Raw genomic sequence first — 25,778 nt, 5'->3', positions numbered from 1 at the left:
GCGAAAAGGAACATAATTAGAACGTGGCGCTGTAGCTCAAGCTAAAGGTACGGCCGACACCGGCGTAGTTGAATAGTTCGGCTAATCCAGAGCCATAGGTCTTTTGTGCTTTTTGACTCCAAATGGTTTGATACTGTTCGTCGAGTAAATTTTGGATACCAAAGTTGATTTGGCCTATTGGTAAGGTGTAGTAACCATTGAGGCCGACTAGTTCATAGCCTTCTAGTTGGTCTCCATCTTCATCAGACAGATCGCCAACGTGTTGTAGATTGAGCTCGGTGCCCCAATCGAAGTTATCGTAACCTACTGCCGCCATCGCGGTAGAAGGGCTGGCGTTTTCGATAGTGAGATCGTCCCAACTACCTTGGTCTTTCACTTCGCTTTGCACTAAGTGACCCTGTGCGCGGCTATACCAAGCATCAGTAAGGTAGTATTTAATCTGTCCTTCCAAACCATAAATACGTTTTTTATTACTGTTTAATTCTAAATCGGTATCGTTGTATTTATAGGTCTTATCTGAGAGTGAATAGTAGGCGGCTAGCTGAGCATTGTAGTCTTGTTGCTGGGTGCGCCAGCCAAGTTCAAAGGAGTTAGTTTTAGCACCATCCAGCTCCGTGTTCTGAACACTCACACTACTGGTGAGGGTGCCGCCTGAATATTTGCCTTTGCCGTAGAATTTACCTGGGTCCGGCATATTAAAGCCTTGACTAAAATTGGCCCATACTTGTTGGTTATCGGTCAGGTCATACTTGAGTCCCGCATTCGCGAGCCAAATATCTTTATCCGTCGTGCCACCGGGGATAGTATCCGCACTGTTGAGTGCACCAACGAGTATTTTCGCTTGCTCTGCAAAACCGATAAAGTCATCGCCTTTATATTTGGTGTACTGGTAGCGTAATCCGGCAAAGGCATTCAGCTTATCGTTGATGGCCCAATCCGCTTGCGCAAAAATGCCTGCGTTTTGAGTCGTAAAATCAGGGTAACGCCCAACATTGCCTAGATGCTTAAATGTGAGTCCGTTACTTTCTAGACTTGCAGCCTGCTCGTAGATCCGCTGAAATGCGTCAAACTTTTCTTGGCTAAGATCGATACCATAGTTTAATGTCAAATTATCTAACGACTTTTCTAATAATATCTTAGTTCCTAGTACCTGATTGCTTTGCTCAGAGGCGCCTAAGTGGCTGAAATTAAGTTTTCTTATTGGAAACGGGAAGAACCCAAATGTTTCTTTACGATAATAAGCCTGCGCCAGTAAAGCATGGTTAAAGACATTAGCGTGACTATATTGAGCGTTTAGCATCATGCGCTCAGTAAAGGGTTGCTCATCCAGTTGGAGTCCATCTGAGCGTTTAATCAGAGAGTCATCTTGAAGCCCCGCAAACATAGGCCCGTAATCAATCCCATAATCCGTATCCTGCTGACTGTCATAGTATTGCGCGGTTAGGGAAAGGTGCTGTTCGTCATCTGGGCGATAATCGAGGCTACCCATCACATCAATGCTGTCATTGAATTGGGTATCGGTTTGGGTCACATCGGGCAGGATAGGATCGCCATTGCCGTCGTAGGCCGCACCTTTACCTTCATACGCGACGGATAAGCGCCCTTGCAAGCTATCACTGCCGCCGGAGACCGCGATCGCGGCTTGCTTGGTGAGATCGTCGCTGTTGTTAAACCCAGTGGTGACGCCAGTCTGCACCTCGAGTTGCGCATCGCCTGCTTCACCGCGTTTGGTGATGATATTGATAATACCGCCGGTTGCGCCTGCGCCATAAATGGAGGTTGCGCCTGACAGTACCTCAACACGCGCAACATTAAAGGGGTCGATACTATCCAGCTGGCGGCTGATGGTGCGAGCGGCATTCAGAGCAACGCCATCAATCATGATCTGCGCGCTGCGGCCACGTAAATTCTGTGAGGCGTTGGTGCGTGCGTTGGTGCTGCCAAAGTCAAAGCTTGGGATCAGCTTCCCGAGCGCGCCTTTTAATGACTCACCGCCTTGAATTTCACGGGTTAACTCTTCATTGGTGATCACCCAGTTGGTGCTGGCGGAATCGGCGATGGTCGTTTGAATCTTACTACCGGTTACAATGATGGTTTCGGTATTGGCCGCAGAAGGAGCGGCATGGGCGAGATGGGCGCTGATCACTAACGCCAGCGGCGAGAGTGAAAAGCCGACTGCTTTTATGGTGTTCATAATTATCCTTATACGTCACAACCCTGCAGGGCATGATGAGGCTGCGTCCCTGCAGTACTTCTTCGTCACTACCTTAATTCCAAAATCAAATGATAATGGATATCATTATGATTATTGATCTTTGCTAACGATGTCAATACATTGATAACCGAATTGCCACATTTCACCTAAATTGTTGAAAAAAACGCATAAAAGGCGTGGTAAATGTAAGGGATTAATAAAGATTGTTCTGATAGATATCAGTGCTCAGAGATACGGTGGCGCATCAATGAGGTCAGACGTTTTCGTGTGGGGAAGCGATGGAAGCCATTGGGAGGCGTATCAAAAAGGTCTACTGACTCGTAGACCTTTTGTTGTTTTGTGCTCGCGGAATTACTTACCGCTCTTACTTTGCTTGGTTAACTCTTTGATAGTGCGGCTGATTTCACGGCGCTGCTTAGAGATCTCCGCATTTTTGATGATGTGGTCATCAACGCGATCTTCATAATCGCCTTTCATGTTTTTGATGATCTCAACGATTTCTTCATACGACATCTCAGGCTGGATGTAGTCGAGCAAGTTTTCTAACAACACCACCCGCTTTTGGTTGTCGCGGATTTTCTTGTCATTGTCCTGGATTTCGCGCTTCAATTTGTTCTTTTGTCGTGAGTGCTTAACAATCTCGTATACGCTGGTCATAGTAGTCGCCTTCTATTTTTTGAAGTATGAAAAAATTAAACCACAAGCGCTGCGGCAAACCCAGTCTTTTTGCGCTTGAAGTGGGGAGTTTTTAAACACTTGAATCAAACAGGCGGGTGAAGAAAAGACATGGTGAGGCCTGTTTATCAACAACCCCATTTAGCTGGCTAAACCGTCACCCTACCTTCTTCGCTAATTGATGGTGGCAACGATAACAGGTGAGCATTGACAGTGTCATGACACATATCAAGGCTCACCGATAATGCGGTCATACCCTTAGTAATCGGTTGGACTGCCTTCGAGCTTGACCGATGAGCCGGATGTTTTCATCATTGCGCCGCGCAACATGGCCTGTACCAGCTCAGTGGCATCGAATTTCGTTAGTGCTTCGTGCGCCCCGACTTGTTTCGCACGATCAACACTGATATCACTCGATAATGAGGTATGGAGGATAAGATACGCCTCGGCGAGTTTATCATCGCTGCGGATTTCAAACGCTAACTCATAGCCATCAATCCCAGGCATTTCGATATCGCTGACAATGATATCAAATGGCTTGCCTGCAGAGGCGGCATTTTTCATCATTTGCAGCGCTTCTAGGCCATTGTTGGTGACAAAGTAAGGAATATTGATACTGTCGAGTGCCTCTGAAAGCTGTCGCCTAGCGGTCAGTGAATCATCGACCAAGAGGATATTCATCGGTTTAAGCTTTTCACGATCCACGTCAGCCAGGATGGGGTGTAATTTATCAGGCGCAGAGGGGAAAATGTGTTCCATGATGTACTCCACATCGAGAAGCTGTACCAGCTTATCGTCGATGTGCATCACCCCGGTTAAAAAAGCACGTGTTCCCAAGGTTTCAGGGGGCTCGGAAATAGAGCGCCAGTCGCACTCGCTGATTTTATCGATACCACGTACCAAAAAGCCCATCACCCGACGCTGACAGTCGGTCACGATAATGTAGCAAGACTCCCATTCTGACTTAGCAACGGGTTTGTAGCCAATCGCTTTTGCCATATCAATGACAGGGGTGGCGATGCCACGGAAGCTAGTGGTTCCGATCACCGTTGGGTGAGATCCCGGCAAATCCGTGAGCGGCTGAAAGGGGATGATTTCTCGTACCTTTAGCGTCCCAATCGCGAAAGATTGGGTGGCGGTGAGGCGGAACATCAACATGCCTTGTGCTTGATTCGCTTTGCTCTTCATAGCATCACTCTGCGTGTTATCGTCATTCTTTTGAGTATGGTAACAATGTTGTCTTTGATCACCTATTCTTACCCCCAAGGATAGGGCTAACGGGCGAAAAGATAAAACTTTTGCCTGCTATTGTCTCACATTTGAAACTTATTGATAGTCTCATTTAAACGTGGTGTATACCACGCTTTTAAGCCATGCCTTTTGCTAAGATAGCGAAAGATATAGACTCAGTGAGCCAGTCATTTAGGCGTCACCTTACGCAAAGAGGTTGCCTGTGGCTGTATCTTACCTAAAATAAGAATGACACACGCTTTTTGTCACGGGACGTGAAGTCACAGTGCAACGCGACACAAAAGCCCCCAACATTGAGGCACGTTAGCAAGGGTTTACGTGTCCGGATAAATGCGAATGAGCAGTAACACGACGGTTGAGTGAACTATGACCAATATTTTAGATTCGGTAGATTCGCGGACACGATTGGTGGGTGAAAACCGCCTCGAACTTTTAATGTTTTACCTTGGCTCTACCCAACCTTTTGCCATCAACGTGTTTAAAGTACGTGAAGTCATTAAAGTGCCAAAGCTCAGCCAAATGCCGGGATCGCATCCTAATATTCGTGGCGTTGCCATGATTCGTGGCAAATCTATTCCGGTGATTGACCTACGCCAGTCCATCGGCATGGGCTCGATAGGCATGTCGGATGAATGTAACGTTATCGTGACTGAATATAACCGCACTATCCAAGCATTCCTCGTTGGGCAGGTGATCAATATCAAAAACATGGGCTGGGATGAGATCATGGAGCCGCCTTCCAGTTCAGGGCGCAATAATTACTTAACGGCCATTACTCGCCAAGACTTTGACGGGCAAACGCGTTTAGTGGAAATTGTCGATGTGGAAAAAGTACTGGCAGAGATTGTGGCGTACGAGGTTGGCGTTTCTGAAGATGTCCTCGACCCCCACTTGACCCCTTATATGGCGGGACAGCGAGTCCTGGTTGTTGATGACTCATCGACGGCGCGGGCGCAGGTTAGTGAAACCTTGTCGCAGTTTGGTGTCGAGTGCATCATTAAAAAAAATGGTGCGGAAGCACTGCATTTGCTGAAGAGTTGGTGCGATGAAGGTAAAAACGTGAGTGACGAAATTTTGCTGATGATCACTGACGCGGAAATGCCGGAAATGGACGGTTATAAACTGACGCATGAAGTGCGCTCTGATAGCCGGATGAGTGATTTGTACATTGCACTGAACACCTCACTAAGCGGGAGCTTCAATGAGGCAATGGTTGAGAAAGTGGGCTGTAATCAGTTTATCTCTAAATTCCAGCCCGACCTGTTGGTTAATGTGGTGCAGGAGCGTTTACGCCAAGTTGTGGCGAGTTAAACCGCCTAGGCACCCGTGTGAACAAAAAGCGAGCCGTGGCTCGCTTTTTTTATTGAACAAGGAGGGAGACGATGAAAACGGTATTTCTCATGCGCCATGCAAAATCCAGTTGGGATGATCCTAGCCTTGATGATCACGCGCGTCCGCTCAACCCGAGAGGATTTCGGCAAGCGCCACAAATGGCGGAGCGCTTGAACGCGTGGCTGCATCAGCCGCAAACGATTGTGACCAGCACCGCGCAACGGGCAAAAGATACTGCCGTGCTGGTGGCACAAACGCTTGCCGACAAGCCGCCCATTGTTTTAGAGGAAAAGCTATACAGTGAGCATGCATCGGCAATCATTCATACCATCCAAGCACTTGAGTTAGAACACGATGTGGCGATGGTTATTGGCCATAACCCCGCACTAAACGATTACCTATATGGCGTGGGGATGACTAAGGATAACTTACCGACGTCAGGGGTGGCTGTGGTGCAGTATCCGGTCGAACATTGGACAGAGGTCGCGAATACGCATGCACAGCTTTGCTTTCTCGACTGGCCCAAGCGACTTCGCGGTTAGTTTAGGATCTGGGAGAGGATGACGTCATATGCATACTAGATATTGTGCGACCTAAACTATATTTAGCGCTGTGAGGGTAAAGTTATCTACTGTATCTGTGGATAACCCCGTTAATTTCTTTGTAAGCAATCGCGGCAATGCACGTGAGTCGTGGAAAGCAACCCCAACACGATCGATTGACTAAAAAACGAACAGCTTAATGCTGTCTATATGGCGGTTTTTCACTCGTGTTGCGATAAATGTGCGATACTCGTAACACCTTGACCGCATGGGTATGATGGGGGATCCGCTTGGTAGCAACTTTATTGGCGTTCACAGGAGAGCAGTCGTGATCACGGTAGACAAACATGAGGGCTTATCAGTTAGGGTGGCTGTACTCAACGAGGAAGTCAGTGCCCAAGAGGTTGAGTTTTATCTCTTTGTCCCTGGTGAGCTTAAGTTTGGTAAGCATGTGCTATCTGAAGATGAATTCTATTACCGTGTTCTCACCAATAGTCGGACGTATTTTACGTCTCGTTATCATCTGCCCTTGGTACATGCTCGCCTGGCCAGTCGTGACAAACTGCCAACCGAACAATATCGAGTTAGTTTGAGTCTCTATGCGTATCAGTATGCGCTATCGCTCGAAAAAGCGACGCATGATTTTTTTGAATCCGTTTCTGGGCTCGAGGATGAACAGGCGCTAGAGCAATTAGAAGACACGATAGAGATGGCGGTGGAGATTTTGCGACGACTCCGACGCTACAAACCGCAAAACACCAAGCTACTCAAGTATTACCATAATATAGATAATTATTTATCTTGGTTAACGGAGCAACGTTTTCTGTCGTTATTGGCCCATATGCCGCGTGGAAACGTCTACAAGGATGTACGCCAGCAATTGATTGAATTGTGCCAAGCCGAAGAGGCGCACCGTCTCGTCAACCGTTATAACTCGGATAAAGCGCGCCGCGATCCCACTCGTATGGTTAATAAGATGCGCCTTGCGCGCCGTTTGATTGAGTTTCCCGTGACGATTCGCCAAGTGCCGCAGGCGCTAGGCAAAAACCTAAACAAACTGGCTAAAGCCACTGCGACGGCGTTTGTGATGCTATTTGTCACTACCGTTATTGTGCGTGCACGCCAATACTTAGGCGAAATTACGTTATCGTTCGTGTTGGCGATGGCGGGTGTGTATGCGTTGCGGGAGATCTTTAAAGATGACCTACGTGATGCGTTGTGGCGCTGGATTCGTAAAGGACGTCCCAAGTGGCGAAAGCGCTTTATTGATCCTACATCCAATCGACAAATAGGTCGGCAGTTAGAGTGGCTAGATTATATTGATTATGCTGCTCTGCCAGATGAAGTGAAAAAACTGCGGCGTGGTAAGCTTCGTCAACGAGAAGAAGCGGTGGTGAGGCTGAAAGTGAAGACACAGCTCGAGACGACCCGTTTTTTGTCGGGCTATGACACCACCCGTGACGTGTGGAAGTTTGACTTCCGCTCTTTTTCTCGCCTCATGGATCGCGGTAGTCAGCGCTTATACCGGCTCAATGAAGGTCAGGTACTCAAAGACTCGGTAGAGAAGCGGCATCAATTTAACCTGGTTAGTTGTCAGCGGATAAAGGGGCAGCCGACGGTATATCAGCGTTGGAAAATTACGGTTAACCGTTCAAAAGTGGTCGACATTGAAGAAGTGTTTGATTAATCATTAATCAACTCCCTGTCTTGATGATTTAAGTGGTCGATGCAGAACGCATAAAAGTCTAGCGCCGATAGCGGTTTGGCGAAGAAGTAGCCTTGAAATTCATCGACGCCCATCTGTTTTAGACTGGTGAGTTGCTCTTGTGTTTCGACGCCTTCGGCGACCACGCGAATACCGAGTTGGTGTGCCATATAACAAATGGTATCTACCAGCACATGCTGGCGCGATGTATGGGCCATGCCGGTGACAAACGAGCGATCAATTTTGACTTTATCAAAATTCAGATGGCTGAGTACTGACATGGATGACCAACCGGTGCCGAAATCATCCAGTGCGATCCGAATACCGACATCGCGCAGTTGATTCATCAACAGATTGAAGCGGCCCATATCTTCAATGGTCATCGTCTCTGTCACCTCAAAAATCAGTTGCTTACGTTGCTCGGGGTGGTCGGAAAAGACAGTGATTACATCGGCAATTAAGGACTCGTTGAAAAATGAATCGGAGAGATTGATGGCGATATCAATACGTTCATTGATGGTCTGCCATTCGGTGTTTAATGCCAAATAGACTTGGCGCAAAAGCCAAGCGCCTAGTGCCCGACCCAGGCCTGATTCTTCGGCGATATTGATGATGAGGGCTGGGTTTATAGGGCCAAATTCAGCATGGTCCCAACGAATCAAACACTCACAGCCAAGGCGTGTTGACGTCGCCGCCACCATGGGTTGGAACAATACATAGAGTGCATCTTGATAAGGGTCGTCGAGGTGCGCCTTGAGTTCATCGCGTAATTGACGACGTTGCTTGGCTTCTTGCTCATACTCCGCTTTGAAGATATCAACACTATCTTGTGTCACAGGCGCTTTCTTGGCCTTCATCAGGGCGAGATCGGCGTTGTTAAGTAGCTGGTTGGCAAACTGGCGGTGATTCCTGATGACATTATCATCCAAATCGAGGCTCTTAGCGACACCAATGGCTACCGCTAATCGATGGCCGGGATAGACACTGTCGATCGCGCTTCGCAGCGCGTTGCACAAAGGTTGAGTAAAAAAGCTCAGGTGGCGATTGTCGGTGTATGCGAGAACCGCAAATTCATTACTACTGATCCGTGCGCAAGGATAGCCGTAGGGCAAGCACATGCTTTTCAGCTCATTGGCTAACTGCGTCAGCGCGAGATCGCCTTGCTCATAGCCCATCAGATCGTTTATGTCTTTAAAACGGCGAACATCGATCAACAACAAGGTATGAATTTGTTTTTTATCAGCGGCTTTGTAGAGGTATTCCAGCAGATAGTTGCGATTGGGTAGACCGGTAAGACTGTCGTGCCATGCCATTTTCTGTTGCTTACTGCTATTACGGTAGAGGCGATAGGCAAACAGTATCAACAACACCATCAGTATAAAAATGGCCGCATACATGGTTTGTAACTGGTGCTGTAAAAACGCGCGCTGCTCGATAGCGGCAGGGCCAGTGAAGTTATTCACCATCAGGTTACGCACTTGCGGTAGAACAATATCCATCTCATGCAGAAGGGCTTCTAGGCGCTGATTGTCACCATTCAATACCGCTTGCTCATGTTGCTGAATTAAACGAAACGCGCGCTGCACCACAGGCTCAGCATCAAAGGTTCGGCGCATGGGCGCGGCCTCTTGGCTACTTAAAAACGTATCATAGCGACTCCATAAGATGTCATAAGAGAGGATAAGAGACTGTTTATCTGATGCGGTGGCGAGGTACAAGGCAAGCTCATTACGGAATTCTAAGGTTTCGAGCTCCATTTGTGCGAGTGCCCATGCGGACAATTGGGTATGAAGGGCTTGCCGTGCGTAGGCATTGTGAAACTGGTAAAGCGCCCCGGCCGCGAAGGCTAAAGTGGTAAATACAAAAATGATGAAACCAATAAGAGGGCGCTTGACCATGCCGTTACAATCCTTTACTACTGTGTGTTGCCTAGCAAATTTGTGGTTTGGTCTAGAGGCTCGTGGTGCAGGCAAAAACCGGGATTGAGCCCATCAGTCCGTTGTTATTCTTTTCCTAATACTTCGATACGGTTCACTTGCCAAACCATGCGGCTATGTAAAATCTCATTGTCGTATTGATTAAACTCGGATAATGGGTAGACAACCCAAATCGGCCCTTTGTCACGAATAGGCATCCATTCGCCGTTTTTCTTTATGGCGAAGACCGGGTTGTACTTATTGATCTCGTCAGTCGGTATCTTAGACCAATAGTCATTGAGGGCGTGAACTTTCAATGCATGGCCTTGCTTGTCATGCGTCTTCAACAATTTTTGTGCTGACACGCCGAGAAAAACCTGTTTACCTTCCGTCCAAGGGGTTTTCGTTTCAATCGTACGATCAGCCAGCTGCATCAGCTCTTCACGGGTAAACGAGTGCTTAGCGACATCGCCATAAAGGATCAGAATGGGTCTCGCTTTAACACCATGACTGACCAGCATCAGACACAACAGCGCGAACAAGATGAGCAGGTTGGGATAACGGCTTTTGCTGATCGTGTGTCTGGGATCGTACGTTGTCATGTCACACTCCTTATTATCCTTATCTGTTTAAAGCTAGTTTGTGATTCAACCTAACTCAAGACAGAACGATGACCGCAATGATATACGCTCCAAGAGAAAATGGGAAAGCATGTCGCCTTTCTTCATTGACTTGATGTTAATGGCTGTTAAGTGGCGTTGTTTTGTGGCGTCGGTGGGAGTGGGCAATAGTCACATGGATAACCGCTAGATTTAAAAAGAAAACTGCCCAGGCGTAGCGCTAGGGCAGTTTAGCAAAGCCCGATAAAAGGCATCAGCCAGTCGGGCAACAAGGGGCAAGCGAAGGAGTCTTGTCACTAAAACCATAGACCCCGAGTCAAAACGTGTCTAATTATTTTTCAATTATCGGCGAGACCTGCTTGTTTAAGTAGGCAATAATATCGTCTGACTCGTACATCCAGTGCGCCTCACCGCTTGCCTTTTGAATACGCAAACAGGGGACTTTGACTCGTCCACCCCCTTGCTCAAGCTCTTGCCGCGCGTCTATATCACGCTTCGCATCTTTGGTGTTCAGCGGTAAGCCGAGTTTGCGGCTGGCCTGGCGCACTTTTACACAAAACGGACAGGCCGCAAATTGATACAAGGTAACTTGCTGCGCCAAGGTGTCGATAGCCTGTTTTTGTGTCGCGCTCAGCTGAGGTGCCTTGGGTTGAGTCAACGACTCAATCACCAGAATAATCTTGCCTAGGATCCAACGAATAACGCCCATATAACCTCCATGCGTTTACAACGGCATAGAGTGTAACACGTGATATCTGTTTGCCTATCTCGAGGCTGCATGATTTAACCTCAACCGTGCTTGTAAAAAAACAAAGCGTTTCTCTATGAGAACAGTTTTGCGTTGTGTGCGCTGATCGGCCTGTTAAACTATTGTTTCACTTACCTCATGATAAAAAGCAAACGATTACGAGAGCATTATGACACTGCAAGCCATTGACTTTAATGCGCCTGATGCCGAGCAGGCCTTTGTTAAATCCCTACGTGAAACAGGGTTTGGTGTATTAAAAAATCACCCGTTACAGCAACAATGGGTCGCTGATATCTATCAGCAATGGGAAGGTTTCTTTAATACCGAAGACAAGCATCTGTTCACCTATAAACCCGATACGCAAGACGGCTTTTTTCCCGCCAAAGTCGCAGAAACCGCGAAAGGTCATACTAAGCGCGATTTAAAAGAATTCTTCCACTACTACCCTTGGGGGCAGTGTCCTGACGCACTGAGAAGTGATCTACAGTCTTATTACGAGCATGCTACGCATTTAGCGGAAACCTTGCTGTCATGGGTTGAACGTCAGTCACCGTCTGAAGTGAGTCAGCACTACTCACAGCCATTGTCCAGTATGATTAATGGCAGCCAACAGACCTTATTGCGTGTTTTACATTACCCACCGTTAAAGGGTGATGAAGAGCTTGGGGCGATTCGAGCGGCTGCTCATGAAGACATTAATTTGCTGACAATATTACCGGCTGCCAATGAGCCTGGCTTGCAAGTGAAAGCAAAAGACGGGAGCTGGTTAGATGTGCCTTGTGATTTTGGTAACTTGATTGTCAATATCGGTGATATGCTTCAAGAAGCATCCGGCGGATACTTCCCTTCTACCACCCACCGTGTCGTGAACCCGGAAGGCGCGGATAAAACCAAAGCGCGTATTTCGTTGCCGCTATTCTTGCACCCTAAGCCAGATGTGGTGCTGTCTGATCGCCATACTGCCAACAGTTACTTGATGGAGCGCCTCCGTGAGCTTGGCGTGATCGAGTAACACGCTTGTTAGGCTTGCCGAGGCCAATTGGATCCTCGGCAAGTCATGTCTACTTATATTCCTCTCAGTGTATATTCTACCGTTATCGTAGTGCGTCTTCGACACGTTGCGCGGTTTGTGCATCGACCCACTGATGCCAAACGGCAGGGTAGCGCCGAAGAAACTCGTCTGCGGCTATTTCACCGTCCGCTTGATAGGTATCCATCCAAGCCAGCATGTCACTCATTACTTGATTATCGTATTCGCGGCGGTTGATATACTCGAATGCTGCTGGTGCTTGCTCAGCAAATGATGCTGTGGTTAGCGAGTGCACGGGAGAGGTGGGAAAAGCGGTGACCTGGGGCGATTGACAGTCCGCTTGAGTGATACATTGTTTGTAGTGCGCTAAATTGACATCGGCACCCAAATCGACTTCAACCATTTCATATTTTCCCATCACAGGCGTCGGCGCCCAATAATAACCAAACCAAGGATTTTTTCGCTCATTGGCACGTGCGATGGTGCCGGCTAAGCCTGCTGCAGAGCCAGGGTCGACAATTTCAAAGCCGGCTTTGTCCAACTCAAGGGCGTTAAAAATGTGTTGGGCTGAGATTTGACATGTCCACCCCGCCGGGCAGCCCATGAATGCGGCTTTATCAGGATCTTCTGGATGAGGGAACAGCTCTGGATGCGCTTTGATGCCTTCAATCGTCGCTAACTCGGGGTGTTGATCGACCATGTATTTGGGGACCCAAAAGCCCTCGTTGCCACCTTGTGAGAATACATCGCCTGCGTACCGTAATCGTCCTGCTTGCACGCCTTTGTCCAACATCGCTTTGTGCGAGTTTGTCCAAAACTCTGGCGCTATATCTGGCTCGCCTTTTTCCGTCATTGAGACGCCGGTAGGCATGGTATCGCCTGGGACAAGAGAGACATCACACCCATATCCATACGCTAAGATAAATTGATCAACATGTGCTATTAATGTGGCTGAGTTCCAATTCATATCCGCGATAGAAACCTTGCCACATGCCGCTTGATCGCTGGCTTGGGCGAAGGGGGAGCAGACCAGCATTGTGCTGAACAGTAGCCGTTTTAGCGTCCCTTTCATGATGTGTCCTTGATAGATGCGTGCGTTATGAACCGAAAAGTAACATGGGTGAATAGTGCGATCTATACTCAGGGCAACCGATCTTGATGAAAATACTGAAATTCATATTAACGGAATAACGAACGTCATTATGCCCAGAAAAGAACAACTCAATGCGATAGAAAAAAACCAAGAAGTCATCGCTTTAGCTGTCACTCAAGCGATACTGAAGTTGGGGGTGGCAACCTTGGTGCGTGTTCATATTCAGACACCGACTAAAGCTCTATTTCGATTTAATGGCTTGTTGATTGGTAGTGATGGGCAACGTTTTTGTTATCTGCAACTGCCTAAATTGTCGGCCCAACAGAAAAAGCAGTATTTTGGGGTCGGTTATAGTTTACGTCTTCATGGTGTTTCTGCCGATGGATCACTGATTCGATTTGGTGGAAAAGTACAAGGCTTGATGGAGGCCCACCACACCCTTTTATGTGTCGAGCTTATTCGTGAGGGGGCCAGTGAGACGCCTTTACGCCAAGATAAGCGTTTCAATGTCGACTTGTCTGCGCTGTTAACCATCGATGGAAAACCTGATATCTCGGTGACAATACATGACTTCTCTGTCGGCGGCTGCTTGTTTTCTTATCGCGCTGTTGGTTTGCAACTCGATGAGGCGCAAACGGCATCGTTGAGTTTGACCGACACCACTGCAAGTCAAGATATGGGTATCAGTGGCGTTATAATGAACTGCCGTTTGATGGGCGGTCGCTATCATTGTGGGTTTCAATTTGATGAACGCTCTAAGTCACGAAGCGCGTGGTTGGTCACCAATTTAGACTACGATGGTGGGCAATATCGTCTGTCGATGCCTCACAATGATGGCGAGCTGACGTCCAGTCTTTCCTAGCGCCTATCTGCGACTGAGATAATGGTCTACGACTGAGACAATGGTGTGACCCGCAATACACTGCCATTTCTTCTATCAGTGAGGATGAGTAAACTGCCGTCACGTGCTTGGATCACATCGCGAATGCGGCCAAACTGACCGTCGAACATTCGTTCTTCATGTGTGACTTGGCCGTTCTCCAGCTCTAACCTGACCAGTAAGCCAAACTTTAACGACCCGAGCAGTAAATCTTCCTTCCACATGGGAAACTGCTGGCTGTTCACCATCGTCATGCCTGATGGTGCGATAGAGGGATCCCAGTAATACACAGGTTGGCGCATGCCGGGTTTGGATGTGCCTTCTCCGATTTGTGTGCCCAGCCCATAGTTTACGCCATGTGTTATGGTCGGCCAGCCATAGTTTTCGCCGGCGAGGATAACGTTGAGCTCATCGCCACCTTGGGGGCCGTGCTCATGGGCCCAAATACGTGTGCCTGTGTTATCGAGGGCGATACCTTGGATATTTCGGTGTCCGAAACTAAACACTTCAGCACGTTTGTCATTCACCTGTGTGAAAGGATTAGTCTCTGGCACTGTGCCATCAAGATTAAGACGCACGAGCGTGCCCAGATGATCGTCGGCAAACTGCGCGCGATCGCGGTGGCCACGATCGCCGAGCGTGATATATAGGTGCTCAGAGGTGGCCAATAAACGACTGCCAAAATGGCGCCCGCCACTGCGCTTGGGAAAGGCTTTAAAAATAACACGACTGTCAATCAGTACATCCTTAGACAGTGTGGCCATCATTACCTCAGTCCCGGCTTGTCCTCGCTCGTCGACGGCGGCGTAGGAAAGATATAAACGCTGGTTGGTCGCAAAATCAGGTGCTAGGGTAATATCTAATAGTCCTCCTTGTCCCTCTTGAAACACGTTTTTTGGGGTGCCTAAAATGGAGACGACTAATCCATTGGGTGTCAGCCGTTTAAGCTTGCCGTTGCGCTCGGTAATCAGTAGATCGCCATCCGGAAGCTCAGTGATCCCCCATGGGTGAGAAAAGCCGGATTTCAGTGTTTCAACACGAAGGCTCACCGCCTCCGTGTTGATGGTTTTCGCCACTGCAGCCCCTATTGTTCCTAGAAACAGAACCACCAAGCACAATGAATGCGACAGACGCATTACTCACCTCCCATTAATGTGTGCGTAGCTTTTCGTACAAGCGGTCTTTGAGGTGCGCGCGCTGTCGTTTCATCGCGGTAAAGACATCGTCGCTGGTGGGAATTTGGTTCATCTCTAGACCACGAATATGGTGATCGAGTTGATGATAGCGGTGTGCATCGAGCTGAAACGCGGGGTCATGTTGCTTAAGGTGGTGGATACGATCGCGATGCTCCGGGAAATCAAAAACGAGTGCGTGGTTTTCTCCTTGCATAAAGCCTCCTTTTATCGGCCAACTCCTTCTAAGGTTAGGCCTGCTTACGCTATTATCCAAATTTCATCGATGAGAATCACGGTAACCTAGCTGGCGAGTTGACTCGGTGTTTGTCTTTTCCGGGAAAGCGACGCGTTGGCCATCGGTCTTCAGAAGGCCAATGGTGTGTGGAGAGCCATCTTCATTGAGGGTGACTAACCCCACGGCACTGGCATTGACCAGCCGCTTAGGGCCTGGCGTATCAGGATCGCGCCGATCAATGCGCATACGCTTACGTTTAGTGAGCCAATTCAGTGGAGACAGTGGGCTGAATAAAACGCGATCGCACCACTCGCAAACGGTGAGGAGTGGCTCGGGGAAGCGATTTTTGAATCCACTAGCGGTTATTTGCCACAAGCGCGGACTATGGGTGCGAAATCGGATTCGGATATCATAAGCAAACGAGTAATGCACATCCCCAGATAAAATCACATAATTGGTGGGTGTACGTTGATGGCGAAAAATACTCAGCAGGGTGTTGGCACTCCCTGGGTGGGCCATCCAGTTCTCGGCGTCGACGACAGTGGGGACGCCCAGCCAGGTCGCGACTCGTTGCAATACCTCAATAAACTTAACCCCGAACATGGGGGCAGCAGAGACAATCACTGCGCTATCATGCCTTAACAGATCATGTTGAAAATCCATCAGTGCTTCCCAGTCCATCAGGCCCGACGGCTTATTCATTCGTGACTCAGAGCGCCAGCGACGTGTGCGTGTATCTAACACGACGAGATGTGGCGTTGTTGGCACCGTGTAATGCCAGTGTTCAAAACGCAGACATTGCTCCACCATGGCCTGATGAGCCTCTGTTTGTGTGTCCGAGTCGCGAATATCAATGGGCTGATAGGCGCTTTGGCGGGCCGTAGTGAGAAAGTCTTGACTAAAGTTGTCGGGGGCATTGCCCCAACCTTGGCACAACCAATACGCCATGAGGCCATTGCCGATAATACGGCGAGAAAAGGGGTTAAAATACGCGGCTTGCTCCCATCCGACGGTGATATTCCAGTCATCTGTGATGTCATGATCGTCAAAGATCATATATGTTGATAGGTGTGCGAATAGTCGCTGCACCTGAGGCAAGCCGGCGCGAAACACATCCAAGGTGGCTTTTTCTTGTTGATAGCGCGCGCGTTGGTCGTCGGTGAGTCCACTGGGGGGTTGATGGTCAGCGCTGTCTGTTAGTTTCCAAGGAACCGGCGACCATACCAGCAAATACATGGCGACATGCTCTGCAAAGCTTATCAAGTGATTAGAAACGGTTTTGGAGGTAAAAATAGGCAGAGGTTGCCCAAATAGTTTTTCTAAGCGGTTGCCCCTTTCTGCACGCTGGTTAGGGAGAAGTTTGCCACGTTGAGCATAGCTGTCCGGGTGTGTATCCAACGCCCGGCAGTCGACAATGGGCGCGTCTTCAAAAGACTCATTTTTGAGATCTAATACGGCAATTAACCGGCGAATACGCTGCAGCATCGGCGTGGCGACATCATCGGCATAGATTTGATCGCCACTCATAATCAACATATTGGGCCATTGTGTCATCGGGGTCGTGGCCAAATGTTGGTCGAGGGTCACGAGGGCATCATCGCAGCGATGGTGCGGATGTCGGCACGAGCCATGCGCGATATGGGTGGCTTTTGAGGGAATACAAAAAGAGGGAGCGCGTTCGTTGTCATATAAGACATCCGGTTGGATGTCCGCTATTCCACTGCCGTTGATCTGTATGTCGTATGACACTGGTCGATCGACGGGAAACCCATGCGCTGAACGGAGATGATGAAGCACGACCCAAGCATGCGCGCCAATACGAAACCAATGTCCAGCTGACAACGGCATGGATGCTAATATCTGGTTGTGCTGATAAACGGAGACGGTGCCATCGTCGGGCTTTTGTGTCAGCACTGACCATAACGTCACTTCATGCTGTGTCGTCCGCCGTAGCATGGGGCCGGCAATAAACAGTGGGAGCGATGTGTCTTTGTCCAATGTCTCTGGGTCCTCGAAGTCAGCTGCAGTGTCGTATATTTGCACTTTTACCTACGTCAGTGCAAAGGTGATCGTTTAATCGTCTGATTTGTTGCCTTTTTAGCCATTCGAGCCGAGTGTGTGGGGATTTATTGAAAAAAGGGTTGCACCGAGATAATGGATTGCCTATCATCTCGCTCGTTGTCGCAAAGACGATTCCCCCATAGTTCAGTTGGTAGAACGCCGGACTGTTAATCCGTATGTCACTGGTTCGAGTCCAGTTGGGGGAGCCAAATTGATGAGAAGCGCTGGCCGAAAGGCTGGCGCTTTTTTGTTCGAATTCCCAAAGTGTTCTCGCGAATTTGAATAACCTTGGAATCTAGTCTGTCGTGCGGAGAGTCGTTTCAATCAAGGCTCTCAAATTTTTTTAACTGTTCCGCTGCGCGGAATATGTCACTGGGCTGGGCGCCCCCAACTAGGCGTCCCCGATGAGTCCAGTTGGGGGAGCCAAATTGATAAGAAGCGCTAGCCGAAAGGCTGGCGCTTTTTTTTGTGCTTATCAATAAAAACGCCACGCGTCAAAGCGTGGCGTGGGTCTTAGTGATCGATCACGGCTCATTCAGTGGCGATCAATTTTTGGTGATATATAGGTTACGTGTATACCGAAGCTTGTTAGGGTTATCGATGTTATACCCACCGACTTTCGGGCTTTTAATCACGCTGCGGGTATAGAAATACAGTGGGATCGCCGGCATATCGCGGGCGAAAATCCGCTCTGCTTCTTGGTAGTAAGCTTTGCGTTTCTCGGGCTCTGCGACCGTTAATGCCTGATCAAGTGCCTTGTCATAGTCTTTGTTGCCCCAACTAGTTTTATTCATGCCATCACTGCTGAAGTAGCTCAGGAAAGTGGATGCTTCGTTATAATCACCTATCCAACCGTCACGGGCGACATCAAAATCTTTTTGCAAGACTTTTTGCAAGAAGGTTTTCCATTCTTGGTTGGCCAAGTTGACATTGACAGGAAGGTGACGCTTCCACATAGACGTCACGGCTAACGCCAGTTTTTTGTGTGACTCCATGGTGTTATAGACCAGCTCAAACTCCAGAGGATTATCTTGGGTAAAGCCGGCTTCTGCCAACAAGGCTTTGGCTTTTTGATAGCGCTCATCTTGGCTCATTTCCGCCCATTCGAGCTTAGGTGGCTCAAAATGGTTGATGGCTGGGGGCGTGGCGCTATATGCCGGAAGCTGGCCTTGACCGAGAATAATGTCGGTAATGATGTTTCTATCAATCGCATACGACAAAGCCTTACGGACTCGCACATCGTCAAACGGCGCTTTTTCTGTATTAAACAAATAATAGTAAGTCGCCAGAGAAGGCATGGTGATCAGTTCATTAGGGCGTTCCTTTTTAATCTGATCAAAGGCCTCAAGTGGAAAGCTCGAGGTGATATCAATTTCACCGGTACGGTAGCGGTTGTATTCAGCGTTGACATCACTGGAGGCGACATAAGAGGTTTTATCAATCACCGTTTCGTCGTTATTCCAATAAAGCGGGTTACGGGCTAAATCAATTCGTTCGTTAATCACCCAGTTGGTGAGATTATAAGCGCCAGAGTTGACCATATTATCTGGACGTGTCCAGCTATCACCAAAGGCTTCCAACGCATGCTGTGGCACCGGATAAGTAGACGAGTGGGTGAGCATATTCGGGAAATAGGGCGTGCGGCGCTCAAGGGTAAATTCCACCGTGTGATCGTCGATGGCTTTGACGCCAAGCTGCTCCGCGGGTTTTTCGCCGTCGGTGATCGCCTTGGCATTTTGGATATTGGCTGTCCCTAGGTACCAGGCATAAGGTGCGCCAGTGACCGGGTCAACCACACGCTGTAGTGTATACACCACATCGGCGGCGGTAATGGGCTCACCGTCAGACCATTTGGCTTTGCGAAGGTGGAACGTATAGGTTAGCCCGTCTTCGCTGACCTCCCAATCCTTCGCCAGCCCCGGGACGACGTCGCCATTTGGATTGCGTACCATCAATCCTTCAAACAAATCGGAGATGATTTTATTGCTGGCGGTATCACTGGACTTGGTGGGGTCTAACGTGGGTACTTCCCCCGCCACGCCCCAGATCAGCGTTTGGTTCTCGGCAAGAGTGACGTCATCAGGGACTTGTGCGGCAAACGCCGATCCGCTCAATGCGAGTGCTAGCGCACTGGCTAATACCGTTTTTTTCATAATCCTTCCTTGGTTGAGTGTTTTGTTAATAAGCCTTAACAATCAATAGATTAACGCTGATTTCTTGGCAGGCCAATACATAATGAAAGAAATGTGACATAGCGGGATAAGCCCTCCGTCATTCGGCATATCCGTTTCAGAAGGAAACATCACAAAACGCGTATAGCGAGGTGTAACGTATGGCGTTTGCCGGACATCATGGGTTAAGTCTTAAGGTTTTTGGCAGGTCTTCCCGATGACTTGCTATGGATAGAGGATTATGCGAGCCTCGAAGACGCAGACGAGCAAGGAAAAGCGTTGTAGCGTGACAAGGAGAGCAAAATGAAAATTTATGGGCATCCGCTATCGATTAACGTTCAGAAAGTGATGTGGCTAATCGATGAGTTAGATTTAAGTATCGCGCTAGAAGAAGTCGATATTCATCATAATCGACATGACGCACAAGCGCTCGCACAGCGGTGTCCGATGCGCCAGGTGCCCGTACTTGAAGATGGCCCTAATAGTGTTTGGGAGTCGCATACCATATTGCGCTATCTGGTCGCGTGTTATGGTAATAAAATGTGGTATCCCGATTGTGCCTTTCAACGTTCCTGTTATGAGCGCTGGATGGATTGGTGCTTGTCTTCGTTCCAGCCCGTGATTAAGGCTGCGTTATTTATGCCTTCAGCGGATGGCGCCGAGGGGCGTCAAACGCAGCAGCGAGCGTGGGAACAATGCCGCTATGAGCTTGATAGAATTAATGATGCGTTGGACGATCAGCGTTACCTTACCTCCGACCGGATGACCCTGGCAGACATCGCTGTAGGCAGCTTAATTCATCGCCTGAGTCAGCAAACTGATTGGGCATTACCGCCCAATGTTGAACGTTGGTATCAGCAATTGGTTGAGCGCCCCGGTTACCAGCGCTGGGTGATGCAGGCAGCGTCAACGCTGCCCACATGATTCAGCCATTGATCCGGGCAAGCGTTCTGGCAAATGATCTCGCTTTGGCAAACTACATCGCTTTGAGTGGGCCGACCACACACAAGGCGTTTTGATAGCCGGGTTGTTGTTCAACGCGTTCAAGGTAGCGAAGAATATTGGCGTGCTGCTGAGCGTCGAGTTGTTTGCGTGCTGCCAACAATGGGAAACTCATTTGAATGTCGGCTGCTGTCAGCGTATCGCCACACAGCCAGGTATGTTTGGCTAAATGCTTATCAATCATTGAGAAATGATCGCGAAGCTGTGGGGCGAGAAACTGTTCAGTCACGCCCTTCATCAGCTTTTTTGCCACGGGGCGAATAAAGAATGGCATCGGAGATTCTGGGATCTTGCTAAAGATCAAAGACATTACCAGCGGCGGCATCAGTGAGCCTTCCGCATAATGCATCCAATAACGATACAGGCCTTTTTCATTATCAGTGGTAGGGGTGAGCGTGTCATCGCCGTACTTGTCGATAAGATATTCGATGATCGCCCCTGACTCGGCAATCACCACATCGCCGTCTTCAATAACAGGCGCTTTCCCCAAACTGTGTATTTCTTTTAGCTCGCGGGGCGCGAGCTTGGTTTTCGGGTCCCGTTGATGCCGTACCAGCTGATACGGAATCGCGAGCGACTCTAATAACCACACAATCCGCTGCGACCGCGATTGTTCTAGATGATGTAAGATAATCATAATGGACCGTTTTTTGACTGTAATTTAAAAACTAGGCTCGCAACTAAGGTACGGCTTGGCACCCAATTCGATCAACGCCTAGCGTGATATCATTGACTTACCGAAGGAAGTACCTGGCCTTCAATACGAAGATCGGGGCTGACTGACTGGATCTCGGTACCGCGGATGTAGAGGTTGCCGCCTACATAGATGTCGTCAGGAATCTTCTCGATGGGCGAGTTTGTCAGGTACAAGTTTCCCTCGACGAATAAACGGCGCGGTAACTGGGTGAGCGGCGTGTTGACGAGGCTTAAATCCCCTCGCACGACTAAGTTTGGGGGGAGACGGGTAATCGCGGTGTTGGTAAGGTTAATATACCCACCCACTTTCATTCTCGGCAGTTGCCGAATCGCTGTATTGGCGGCATTAAAGTAACCGCCAACATCAAGCCCACGCGGAAGACGAACGATATCACTGGCTTCAATATCCAAGTAACCTTTGGTCTTAAACCCTGCCGGTAGAGCGGTAATTGGGGCAAAGCGAAGTTTCACATTGCCATAATTGTCGATATAGCCATGAAAGCGAAGATCTTGAACAAACTGGCTGGCCGGTTCATTCATAGCACGTGCTGGCTCAGCCACTATCATTGCAATTGGGAGTAAAAACAGCCCGACAAAGAATGCTCTCATCGCCTCGCCGCCACATGGGTGATCAATACTGGCTCTAATGTAGAGGGTTTTCCCTAAGATTCAAGCACTCGCCAGGGTTAATCATCGAAAATGTGGTTTGCTGCGTATCGCTTAAGATTGATTTAACAAATATCGAGGTACCAGTGACTAACCGCCAGTATTCAACATTGCGTCTTGTGTTAGGGGATCAGCTCAACGCCAGCCACTCATGGTATAAAAAGACGGATGAAGAGGTGCTATATCTTGTTGCCGAACTCAATCAAGAAGCAACTTATGTCAAACATCATATCCAAAAGGTGAGCGCTTTCTTTGCTGCCATGGAAGCGTTTTCCCATGCCCTGAGCCAAGCAGGCCATCACGTTTGCTATCTAACCTTGGATGACACGCAACATTACGATAACTTACCGGCGTTAGTGGCTGATCTGTGCGAGCGCTATCAGATCAAAACGTTTGAATATCAACGCCCGGACGAATACCGGTTAGACGAGCAATTAAAAGAGATGGCTTTACCTCAGGCTGTCACAATGACATGTGTGGACACCGAGCACTTTTTACTGCCGTACGACCAAATACCCAAGCAGTTCACTGCCGATAAACATCGCAAAATGGAGTATTTCTACCGCGATATGCGACGCCAGTTTGGCATTTTGATGGAGGGAGAGTCACCAGAGGGAGGACGGTGGAACTTCGATCAAGACAATCGAAATAAACTCAAGAAAAGCGATTTAGCGGCCATTCCAACCCCCTTAGTATTTAGCAATGATGTACGCGATATTTTGGCGCGTATCGAACGGCATCACGTGGCGACGATCGGCGAGCCAGCGCGAGACTTACTCTGGCCTGTGACTCGTGCACAGGCGAAATTGCTTTTAGACCATTTTTGTCGTCACTGCCTGCCTATGTTCGGTCAATTTCAAGACGCCATGACGGGGCGAAGCGAACACCAATGGAGCCTCTATCACAGCCGTCTATCTTTTGCTTTAAACGCCAAGCTATTGCACCCGATGCAGGTGATTGAAACCGCCATCGCTCACTTTCGCGCAACCGACGACGTCAACCTTGCGCAGATTGAAGGGTTTGTGCGACAAATTCTAGGCTGGCGGGAGTATGTACGCGGGGTGTATTGGGCAAATATGCCTGCTTACGCCAACAAAAACGCGTTATCCGCGCAGCGGCCGCTTCCTCGTTTTTTTTGGACTGGCGATACCAAGATGCGTTGTTTGTCCAAAGCTGTCAATCAGTCCTTGCAGACCGCGTACGCGCATCATATCCAACGCTTAATGGTGACGGGCAACTTTTGCCTCTTGGCGGGTATCGCGCCGGATGAGGTCGATGACTGGTATTTGTCGATTTACATCGATGCGATTGAGTGGGTGGAGATGCCAAACACCCGTGGGATGACACAGTTTGCCGATAATGGACTGGTGGCGACCAAGCCGTATGCGGCCAGTGGCGCCTACATTAATCGCATGAGTGATTATTGCAGTGACTGTCACTATTCTGTGAAGGAAAAAACTGGTGAGAAGGCGTGCCCGCTCAACGCCTTGTATTGGCACTTTATGCATCGCCATCGCGAGCGATTTGCGCATAATCCACGCACAGCAATGCCTTATAGAAATTGGGACAAAATGGATGAGGGGCAGCGAGACAAGATCATTAGTCATGCAGATGACTTACTCGACAACCTGGATGCGCTCTAGTGCTGGGAAATGGCGCGTGCACATCCTATGAACGCGCCACGCGCACGCTTATTGCGTATTAGGCACGACTTGAATTTCCACACGGCGATTCAAGGCGCGGTTAGAGGCGCTGTTGTTGGCGACGAGAGGACGCGTTTCACCAAAACCAGAGGTATAAAGGCGCGCATTGTCGATAGACTGGCTAGCAAGATAGCGTTTAACGCTCATCGCACGTCGCTCAGACAGGCCTTGGTTATACGACGCCGCGCCAGTGTTATCCGTATGTCCCTCAATGCTTAAAAAGGTTTTATCGTATTTACGCATGACGTTAGCAACGGCGTTCAGGGTCGGATAAAAGTCAGCGGCAATAGCGTCTTGGTCAAGCCCAAAGGTGATGTTTGACGGCATAATCAGGCGAATATTATCCCCTTCTCGAACGACCTGGATGCCAGAGCCAGCCAATTCCTCACGGAAAGCCTGCTCTTGTTTATCCATGTAGTTGCCGACCGCTGCGCCCCCAATGGCACCAATCGCGGCGCCAATAAATGCGCGCTTGTCTTTGTGGTTGGATGTTGACTTACCCGCGATAGCCCCAGTAATGGCACCAATGGCTGCGCCTTTTTGGGCGTTGGACATTGATTCACACCCGGTGAGCGCCAAAGATGCCGTCAATACTGCCACAGCGGTTAGTGTGTATTTTTTTCCCATGGTTTTCTCTCTGTTTACGCGTTAGCTTCCATAACCTATCGCACGTTAGACAGTGTTCTTCAAGAAAGTGTCAAAAAAATGAATAGTTGCTGCCGTTTTAAACGATATGGTGCGCGCCGATGACATAACTCTCAATTTTGCCTTTTTATCTCTGCATCCTGCCAAGCGAATTGCGCTGGATCAAAATGTGACGAACAAACCACGTGTTACAAAAAGGCATCAAAGCAAAAGGGAGCACCGTTTTCGTGCTAGCCCGATTATCCCTACAAAAGGAGCCAACGATTATGTCGAGCACTTTCTTTATCCCAGCCGTTAACCTGATGGGGGCCGGTTGCCTTGCAGAAGCGGCAGACGCGATTCAATCATATGGATTCAAAAAAGCGCTGATCGTGACAGATAAGGTGCTGAACGAAATTGGCGTGGTAAAACAAATTGCAGGCCTGCTTGATAGCCGACAGGTCGACAGTGTGGTCTATGATGGCACGCAGCCAAACCCGACCACCGAAAACGTGGCGCAAGGGCTGGCACTGTTACAAGAGAACCAGTGTGATTGCGTGATTTCACTCGGCGGTGGCTCTCCACACGATTGTGCAAAAGGGATTGCCTTGGTGGCCAGCAATGGCGGGCAAATTGGTGATTATGAGGGGGTTGATCAATCAGCTAAACCTCAGTTGCCGTTAATAGCAATCAATACCACGGCGGGAACCGCATCGGAAATGACGCGTTTTTGCATTATTACCGATGAGGCACGCCACATTAAAATGGCGATTGTCGATAAGCACACCACGCCTATTATTTCTGTCAACGACCCTGAGTTAATGTTGGCTAAGCCTGCGTCATTAACCGCGGCCACAGGTATGGATGCGCTCACTCACGCGATTGAAGCCTATGTATCCACCGCGGCGACGCCGATTACGGATGCAGTGGCATTAAAGGCGATGACGTTAATTCAACAGCATCTGCGTACTGCTGTCGCTGATGGACAAAACATCGAAGCGCGCGAGCAAATGGCGTATGCCCAGTTCATGGCGGGCATGGCATTTAATAATGCGTCTTTGGGCTATGTCCACGCCATGGCGCACCAGCTTGGTGGCTTTTATGACTTGCCGCACGGCGTGTGTAATGCCGTATTGCTGCCTCATGTTCAGCGCTATAACGCGCAGGTTTGTGCTGAGCGTTTGCGTGATGTCGCCACTGCAATGGGCGTGGATACGGAGAATATGACGGCTGATGAGGGCGCGAAAGCCGCCATCCAAGCGATTCAGTCGCTTTCAACGGACGTAGGCATTCCTGCGGGCTTGAACGAATTAGGTGCCAAGCAAGAAGATATTGATGTGCTGACTGAAAATGCGTTGAAAGATGCGTGTGGTTTCACTAACCCGAAACAAGCAACACACGACGAAATCGCCAAGATTTTCATGGAAGCCATGTAACG

22 protein-coding genes and 1 tRNA gene are annotated in these 25,778 nt (G+C 49.0%); 9 read left to right on the top strand and 14 right to left on the bottom strand.

Annotated features, from left to right (window positions below; translation table 11 throughout):
• Positions 1–16: 16 nt before the first annotated feature.
• The 3 genes from FCN78_RS14560 to FCN78_RS14550 form a co-directional block, all read right to left on the bottom strand.
• Positions 17–2,194 (bottom strand): TonB-dependent receptor, encoded by a 2,178-nt coding sequence (locus FCN78_RS14560; protein WP_077658953.1) that lies wholly within the window; start codon positions 2,192–2,194, stop codon positions 17–19.
• Between the two features lie 372 nt (positions 2,195–2,566).
• On the bottom strand, positions 2,567–2,872 hold the full coding sequence (locus tag FCN78_RS14555; protein WP_025744875.1) for a DUF496 family protein: 306 nt from the start codon (positions 2,870–2,872) through the stop codon (positions 2,567–2,569).
• Positions 2,873–3,148: 276 nt separating this feature from the next.
• Positions 3,149–4,078, bottom strand: coding sequence for a chemotaxis protein CheV (locus tag FCN78_RS14550; RefSeq protein ID WP_069360940.1), 930 nt, complete (start codon positions 4,076–4,078; stop codon positions 3,149–3,151).
• Positions 4,079–4,507: 429 nt separating this feature from the next.
• Between FCN78_RS14550 and FCN78_RS14545 the strand changes: the two genes are divergently transcribed.
• The 3 genes from FCN78_RS14545 (at position 4,508) to FCN78_RS14535 (ending at position 7,702) form a co-directional block, all read left to right on the top strand.
• Positions 4,508–5,452, top strand: a complete 945-nt coding sequence (locus FCN78_RS14545; protein WP_069360941.1) for a chemotaxis protein CheV — start codon at positions 4,508–4,510, stop codon at positions 5,450–5,452.
• Positions 5,453–5,523: 71 nt separating this feature from the next.
• Complete coding sequence (locus FCN78_RS14540; protein WP_077520517.1) at positions 5,524–6,015, top strand: SixA phosphatase family protein; 492 nt, start codon at positions 5,524–5,526, stop codon at positions 6,013–6,015.
• Positions 6,016–6,343: 328 nt separating this feature from the next.
• On the top strand, positions 6,344–7,702 hold the full coding sequence (locus FCN78_RS14535; RefSeq protein ID WP_069360943.1) for a hypothetical protein: 1,359 nt from the start codon (positions 6,344–6,346) through the stop codon (positions 7,700–7,702).
• On the opposite strand, the gene FCN78_RS14530 is transcribed toward FCN78_RS14535, so the two are convergent.
• From FCN78_RS14530 to FCN78_RS14520, 3 genes are all read right to left on the bottom strand, one after another.
• Positions 7,699–9,618, bottom strand: coding sequence for a putative bifunctional diguanylate cyclase/phosphodiesterase (locus FCN78_RS14530; RefSeq protein ID WP_069360944.1), 1,920 nt, complete (start codon positions 9,616–9,618; stop codon positions 7,699–7,701). The genes FCN78_RS14535 and FCN78_RS14530 overlap by 4 nt on opposite strands.
• Positions 9,619–9,722: 104 nt before the next feature.
• A complete protein-coding gene (locus FCN78_RS14525; RefSeq protein ID WP_077520721.1) occupies positions 9,723–10,157 on the bottom strand; it encodes a putative pterin-binding protein in 435 nt (144 codons plus the stop codon).
• Between the two features lie 430 nt (positions 10,158–10,587).
• A complete protein-coding gene (locus tag FCN78_RS14520; protein WP_077605498.1) occupies positions 10,588–10,965 on the bottom strand; it encodes a glutaredoxin family protein in 378 nt (125 codons plus the stop codon).
• Positions 10,966–11,173: 208 nt separating this feature from the next.
• On the opposite strand from FCN78_RS14520, the gene FCN78_RS14515 reads away from it, so the two are divergent.
• A complete protein-coding gene (locus tag FCN78_RS14515) occupies positions 11,174–12,016 on the top strand; it encodes a 2OG-Fe(II) oxygenase family protein (RefSeq protein WP_069360947.1) in 843 nt (280 codons plus the stop codon).
• A gap of 82 nt (positions 12,017–12,098) precedes the next feature.
• Here the strand turns inward: FCN78_RS14515 and FCN78_RS14510 are convergent, their stop codons facing one another.
• The gene (locus tag FCN78_RS14510; protein WP_069360948.1) at positions 12,099–13,106 is read right to left on the bottom strand and encodes an ABC transporter substrate-binding protein; all 1,008 of its coding nucleotides are present in this window, start codon (positions 13,104–13,106) and stop codon (positions 12,099–12,101) included.
• A 130-nt stretch (positions 13,107–13,236) separates the two neighbouring features.
• Here FCN78_RS14510 and FCN78_RS14505 point away from each other — a divergent pair, with 130 nt between their 5' ends.
• Positions 13,237–13,989, top strand: a complete 753-nt coding sequence (locus FCN78_RS14505) for a PilZ domain-containing protein (protein WP_077457147.1) — start codon at positions 13,237–13,239, stop codon at positions 13,987–13,989.
• A 26-nt stretch (positions 13,990–14,015) separates the two neighbouring features.
• Here the strand turns inward: FCN78_RS14505 and FCN78_RS14500 are convergent, their stop codons facing one another.
• The 3 genes from FCN78_RS14500 to FCN78_RS14490 form a co-directional block, all read right to left on the bottom strand.
• The gene (locus FCN78_RS14500) at positions 14,016–15,143 is read right to left on the bottom strand and encodes a PQQ-dependent sugar dehydrogenase (protein WP_069360950.1); all 1,128 of its coding nucleotides are present in this window, start codon (positions 15,141–15,143) and stop codon (positions 14,016–14,018) included.
• Between the two features lie 13 nt (positions 15,144–15,156).
• Positions 15,157–15,396: an HP1242/YdcH family protein gene (locus FCN78_RS14495; RefSeq protein ID WP_069360951.1), complete on the bottom strand. Its 240-nt coding sequence runs from the start codon at positions 15,394–15,396 to the stop codon at positions 15,157–15,159.
• Between the two features lie 63 nt (positions 15,397–15,459).
• Positions 15,460–17,373 carry a metallophosphoesterase family protein gene (locus FCN78_RS14490; RefSeq protein ID WP_077659020.1) on the bottom strand — a complete coding sequence of 638 codons (1,914 nt, stop codon included), beginning with the start codon at positions 17,371–17,373 and terminating at the stop codon, positions 15,460–15,462.
• Positions 17,374–17,611: 238 nt separating this feature from the next.
• On the opposite strand from FCN78_RS14490, the gene FCN78_RS14485 reads away from it, so the two are divergent.
• Positions 17,612–17,687: transfer RNA gene (locus FCN78_RS14485), tRNA-Asn, on the top strand.
• Positions 17,688–18,023: 336 nt separating this feature from the next.
• On the opposite strand, the gene FCN78_RS14480 is transcribed toward FCN78_RS14485, so the two are convergent.
• The gene (locus tag FCN78_RS14480) at positions 18,024–19,631 is read right to left on the bottom strand and encodes a peptide ABC transporter substrate-binding protein (protein WP_077457151.1); all 1,608 of its coding nucleotides are present in this window, start codon (positions 19,629–19,631) and stop codon (positions 18,024–18,026) included.
• Between the two features lie 321 nt (positions 19,632–19,952).
• Here FCN78_RS14480 and FCN78_RS14475 point away from each other — a divergent pair, with 321 nt between their 5' ends.
• Entirely contained in the window at positions 19,953–20,573 is a 621-nt protein-coding gene (locus FCN78_RS14475) for a glutathione S-transferase family protein (protein WP_077658954.1), read from the top strand.
• Between the two features lie 52 nt (positions 20,574–20,625).
• On the opposite strand, the gene FCN78_RS14470 is transcribed toward FCN78_RS14475, so the two are convergent.
• Both FCN78_RS14470 and FCN78_RS14465 read right to left on the bottom strand, forming a co-directional pair.
• Positions 20,626–21,288 carry a glutathione S-transferase gene (locus FCN78_RS14470; protein ID WP_069360954.1) on the bottom strand — a complete coding sequence of 221 codons (663 nt, stop codon included), beginning with the start codon at positions 21,286–21,288 and terminating at the stop codon, positions 20,626–20,628.
• Between the two features lie 89 nt (positions 21,289–21,377).
• Positions 21,378–21,956 carry a hypothetical protein gene (locus FCN78_RS14465; RefSeq protein WP_235607551.1) on the bottom strand — a complete coding sequence of 193 codons (579 nt, stop codon included), beginning with the start codon at positions 21,954–21,956 and terminating at the stop codon, positions 21,378–21,380.
• A 143-nt stretch (positions 21,957–22,099) separates the two neighbouring features.
• On the opposite strand from FCN78_RS14465, the gene FCN78_RS14460 reads away from it, so the two are divergent.
• Entirely contained in the window at positions 22,100–23,656 is a 1,557-nt protein-coding gene (locus FCN78_RS14460; RefSeq protein WP_077658955.1) for a cryptochrome/photolyase family protein, read from the top strand.
• A 48-nt stretch (positions 23,657–23,704) separates the two neighbouring features.
• On the opposite strand, the gene FCN78_RS14455 is transcribed toward FCN78_RS14460, so the two are convergent.
• Positions 23,705–24,343: a YiaD family glycine zipper/OmpA-like lipoprotein gene (locus FCN78_RS14455; RefSeq protein ID WP_069360956.1), complete on the bottom strand. Its 639-nt coding sequence runs from the start codon at positions 24,341–24,343 to the stop codon at positions 23,705–23,707.
• A 284-nt stretch (positions 24,344–24,627) separates the two neighbouring features.
• Between FCN78_RS14455 and yiaY the strand changes: the two genes are divergently transcribed.
• Positions 24,628–25,776 carry an L-threonine dehydrogenase gene (gene yiaY / locus FCN78_RS14450; protein WP_077658956.1) on the top strand — a complete coding sequence of 383 codons (1,149 nt, stop codon included), beginning with the start codon at positions 24,628–24,630 and terminating at the stop codon, positions 25,774–25,776.
• Positions 25,777–25,778 lie beyond the last annotated feature (2 nt).

The sequence above is a fragment of the Salinivibrio kushneri genome (assembly GCF_005280275.1).
GTDB lineage: Bacteria > Pseudomonadota > Gammaproteobacteria > Enterobacterales > Vibrionaceae > Salinivibrio > Salinivibrio kushneri.
The sequence above is the reverse complement of the archived record's forward strand: the minus strand, read 5'-3'. Positions and strand labels throughout refer to the sequence as shown.

What these genes read in the sequence shown, in the direction of transcription:
- FCN78_RS14555 (WP_025744875.1), bottom strand. Translation starts at nt 2,872, where the DNA reads ATGACCAGCGTATACGAGATTGTTAAGCACTCACGACAAAAGAACAAA.
- FCN78_RS14470 (WP_069360954.1), bottom strand. Translation starts at nt 21,288, where the DNA reads ATGATTATCTTACATCATCTAGAACAATCGCGGTCGCAGCGGATTGTG.
- FCN78_RS14495 (WP_069360951.1), bottom strand. Translation starts at nt 15,396, where the DNA reads ATGCAAGGAGAAAACCACGCACTCGTTTTTGATTTCCCGGAGCATCGC.
- FCN78_RS14505 (WP_077457147.1), top strand. Translation starts at nt 13,237, where the DNA reads ATGCCCAGAAAAGAACAACTCAATGCGATAGAAAAAAACCAAGAAGTC.
- FCN78_RS14510 (WP_069360948.1), bottom strand. Translation starts at nt 13,106, where the DNA reads ATGAAAGGGACGCTAAAACGGCTACTGTTCAGCACAATGCTGGTCTGC.
- FCN78_RS14465 (WP_235607551.1), bottom strand. Translation starts at nt 21,956, where the DNA reads ATGAGAGCATTCTTTGTCGGGCTGTTTTTACTCCCAATTGCAATGATA.
- FCN78_RS14530 (WP_069360944.1), bottom strand. Translation starts at nt 9,618, where the DNA reads ATGGTCAAGCGCCCTCTTATTGGTTTCATCATTTTTGTATTTACCACT.
- FCN78_RS14455 (WP_069360956.1), bottom strand. Translation starts at nt 24,343, where the DNA reads ATGGGAAAAAAATACACACTAACCGCTGTGGCAGTATTGACGGCATCT.
- FCN78_RS14520 (WP_077605498.1), bottom strand. Translation starts at nt 10,965, where the DNA reads ATGGGCGTTATTCGTTGGATCCTAGGCAAGATTATTCTGGTGATTGAG.
- FCN78_RS14515 (WP_069360947.1), top strand. Translation starts at nt 11,174, where the DNA reads ATGACACTGCAAGCCATTGACTTTAATGCGCCTGATGCCGAGCAGGCC.
- FCN78_RS14560 (WP_077658953.1), bottom strand. Translation starts at nt 2,194, where the DNA reads ATGAACACCATAAAAGCAGTCGGCTTTTCACTCTCGCCGCTGGCGTTA.
- FCN78_RS14545 (WP_069360941.1), top strand. Translation starts at nt 4,508, where the DNA reads ATGACCAATATTTTAGATTCGGTAGATTCGCGGACACGATTGGTGGGT.
- FCN78_RS14525 (WP_077520721.1), bottom strand. Translation starts at nt 10,157, where the DNA reads ATGCTGGTCAGTCATGGTGTTAAAGCGAGACCCATTCTGATCCTTTAT.
- FCN78_RS14540 (WP_077520517.1), top strand. Translation starts at nt 5,524, where the DNA reads ATGAAAACGGTATTTCTCATGCGCCATGCAAAATCCAGTTGGGATGAT.
- FCN78_RS14500 (WP_069360950.1), bottom strand. Translation starts at nt 15,143, where the DNA reads ATGCGTCTGTCGCATTCATTGTGCTTGGTGGTTCTGTTTCTAGGAACA.
- FCN78_RS14480 (WP_077457151.1), bottom strand. Translation starts at nt 19,631, where the DNA reads ATGAAAAAAACGGTATTAGCCAGTGCGCTAGCACTCGCATTGAGCGGA.
- FCN78_RS14490 (WP_077659020.1), bottom strand. Translation starts at nt 17,373, where the DNA reads ATGCTACGGCGGACGACACAGCATGAAGTGACGTTATGGTCAGTGCTG.
- FCN78_RS14475 (WP_077658954.1), top strand. Translation starts at nt 19,953, where the DNA reads ATGAAAATTTATGGGCATCCGCTATCGATTAACGTTCAGAAAGTGATG.
- yiaY (WP_077658956.1), top strand. Translation starts at nt 24,628, where the DNA reads ATGTCGAGCACTTTCTTTATCCCAGCCGTTAACCTGATGGGGGCCGGT.
- FCN78_RS14550 (WP_069360940.1), bottom strand. Translation starts at nt 4,078, where the DNA reads ATGAAGAGCAAAGCGAATCAAGCACAAGGCATGTTGATGTTCCGCCTC.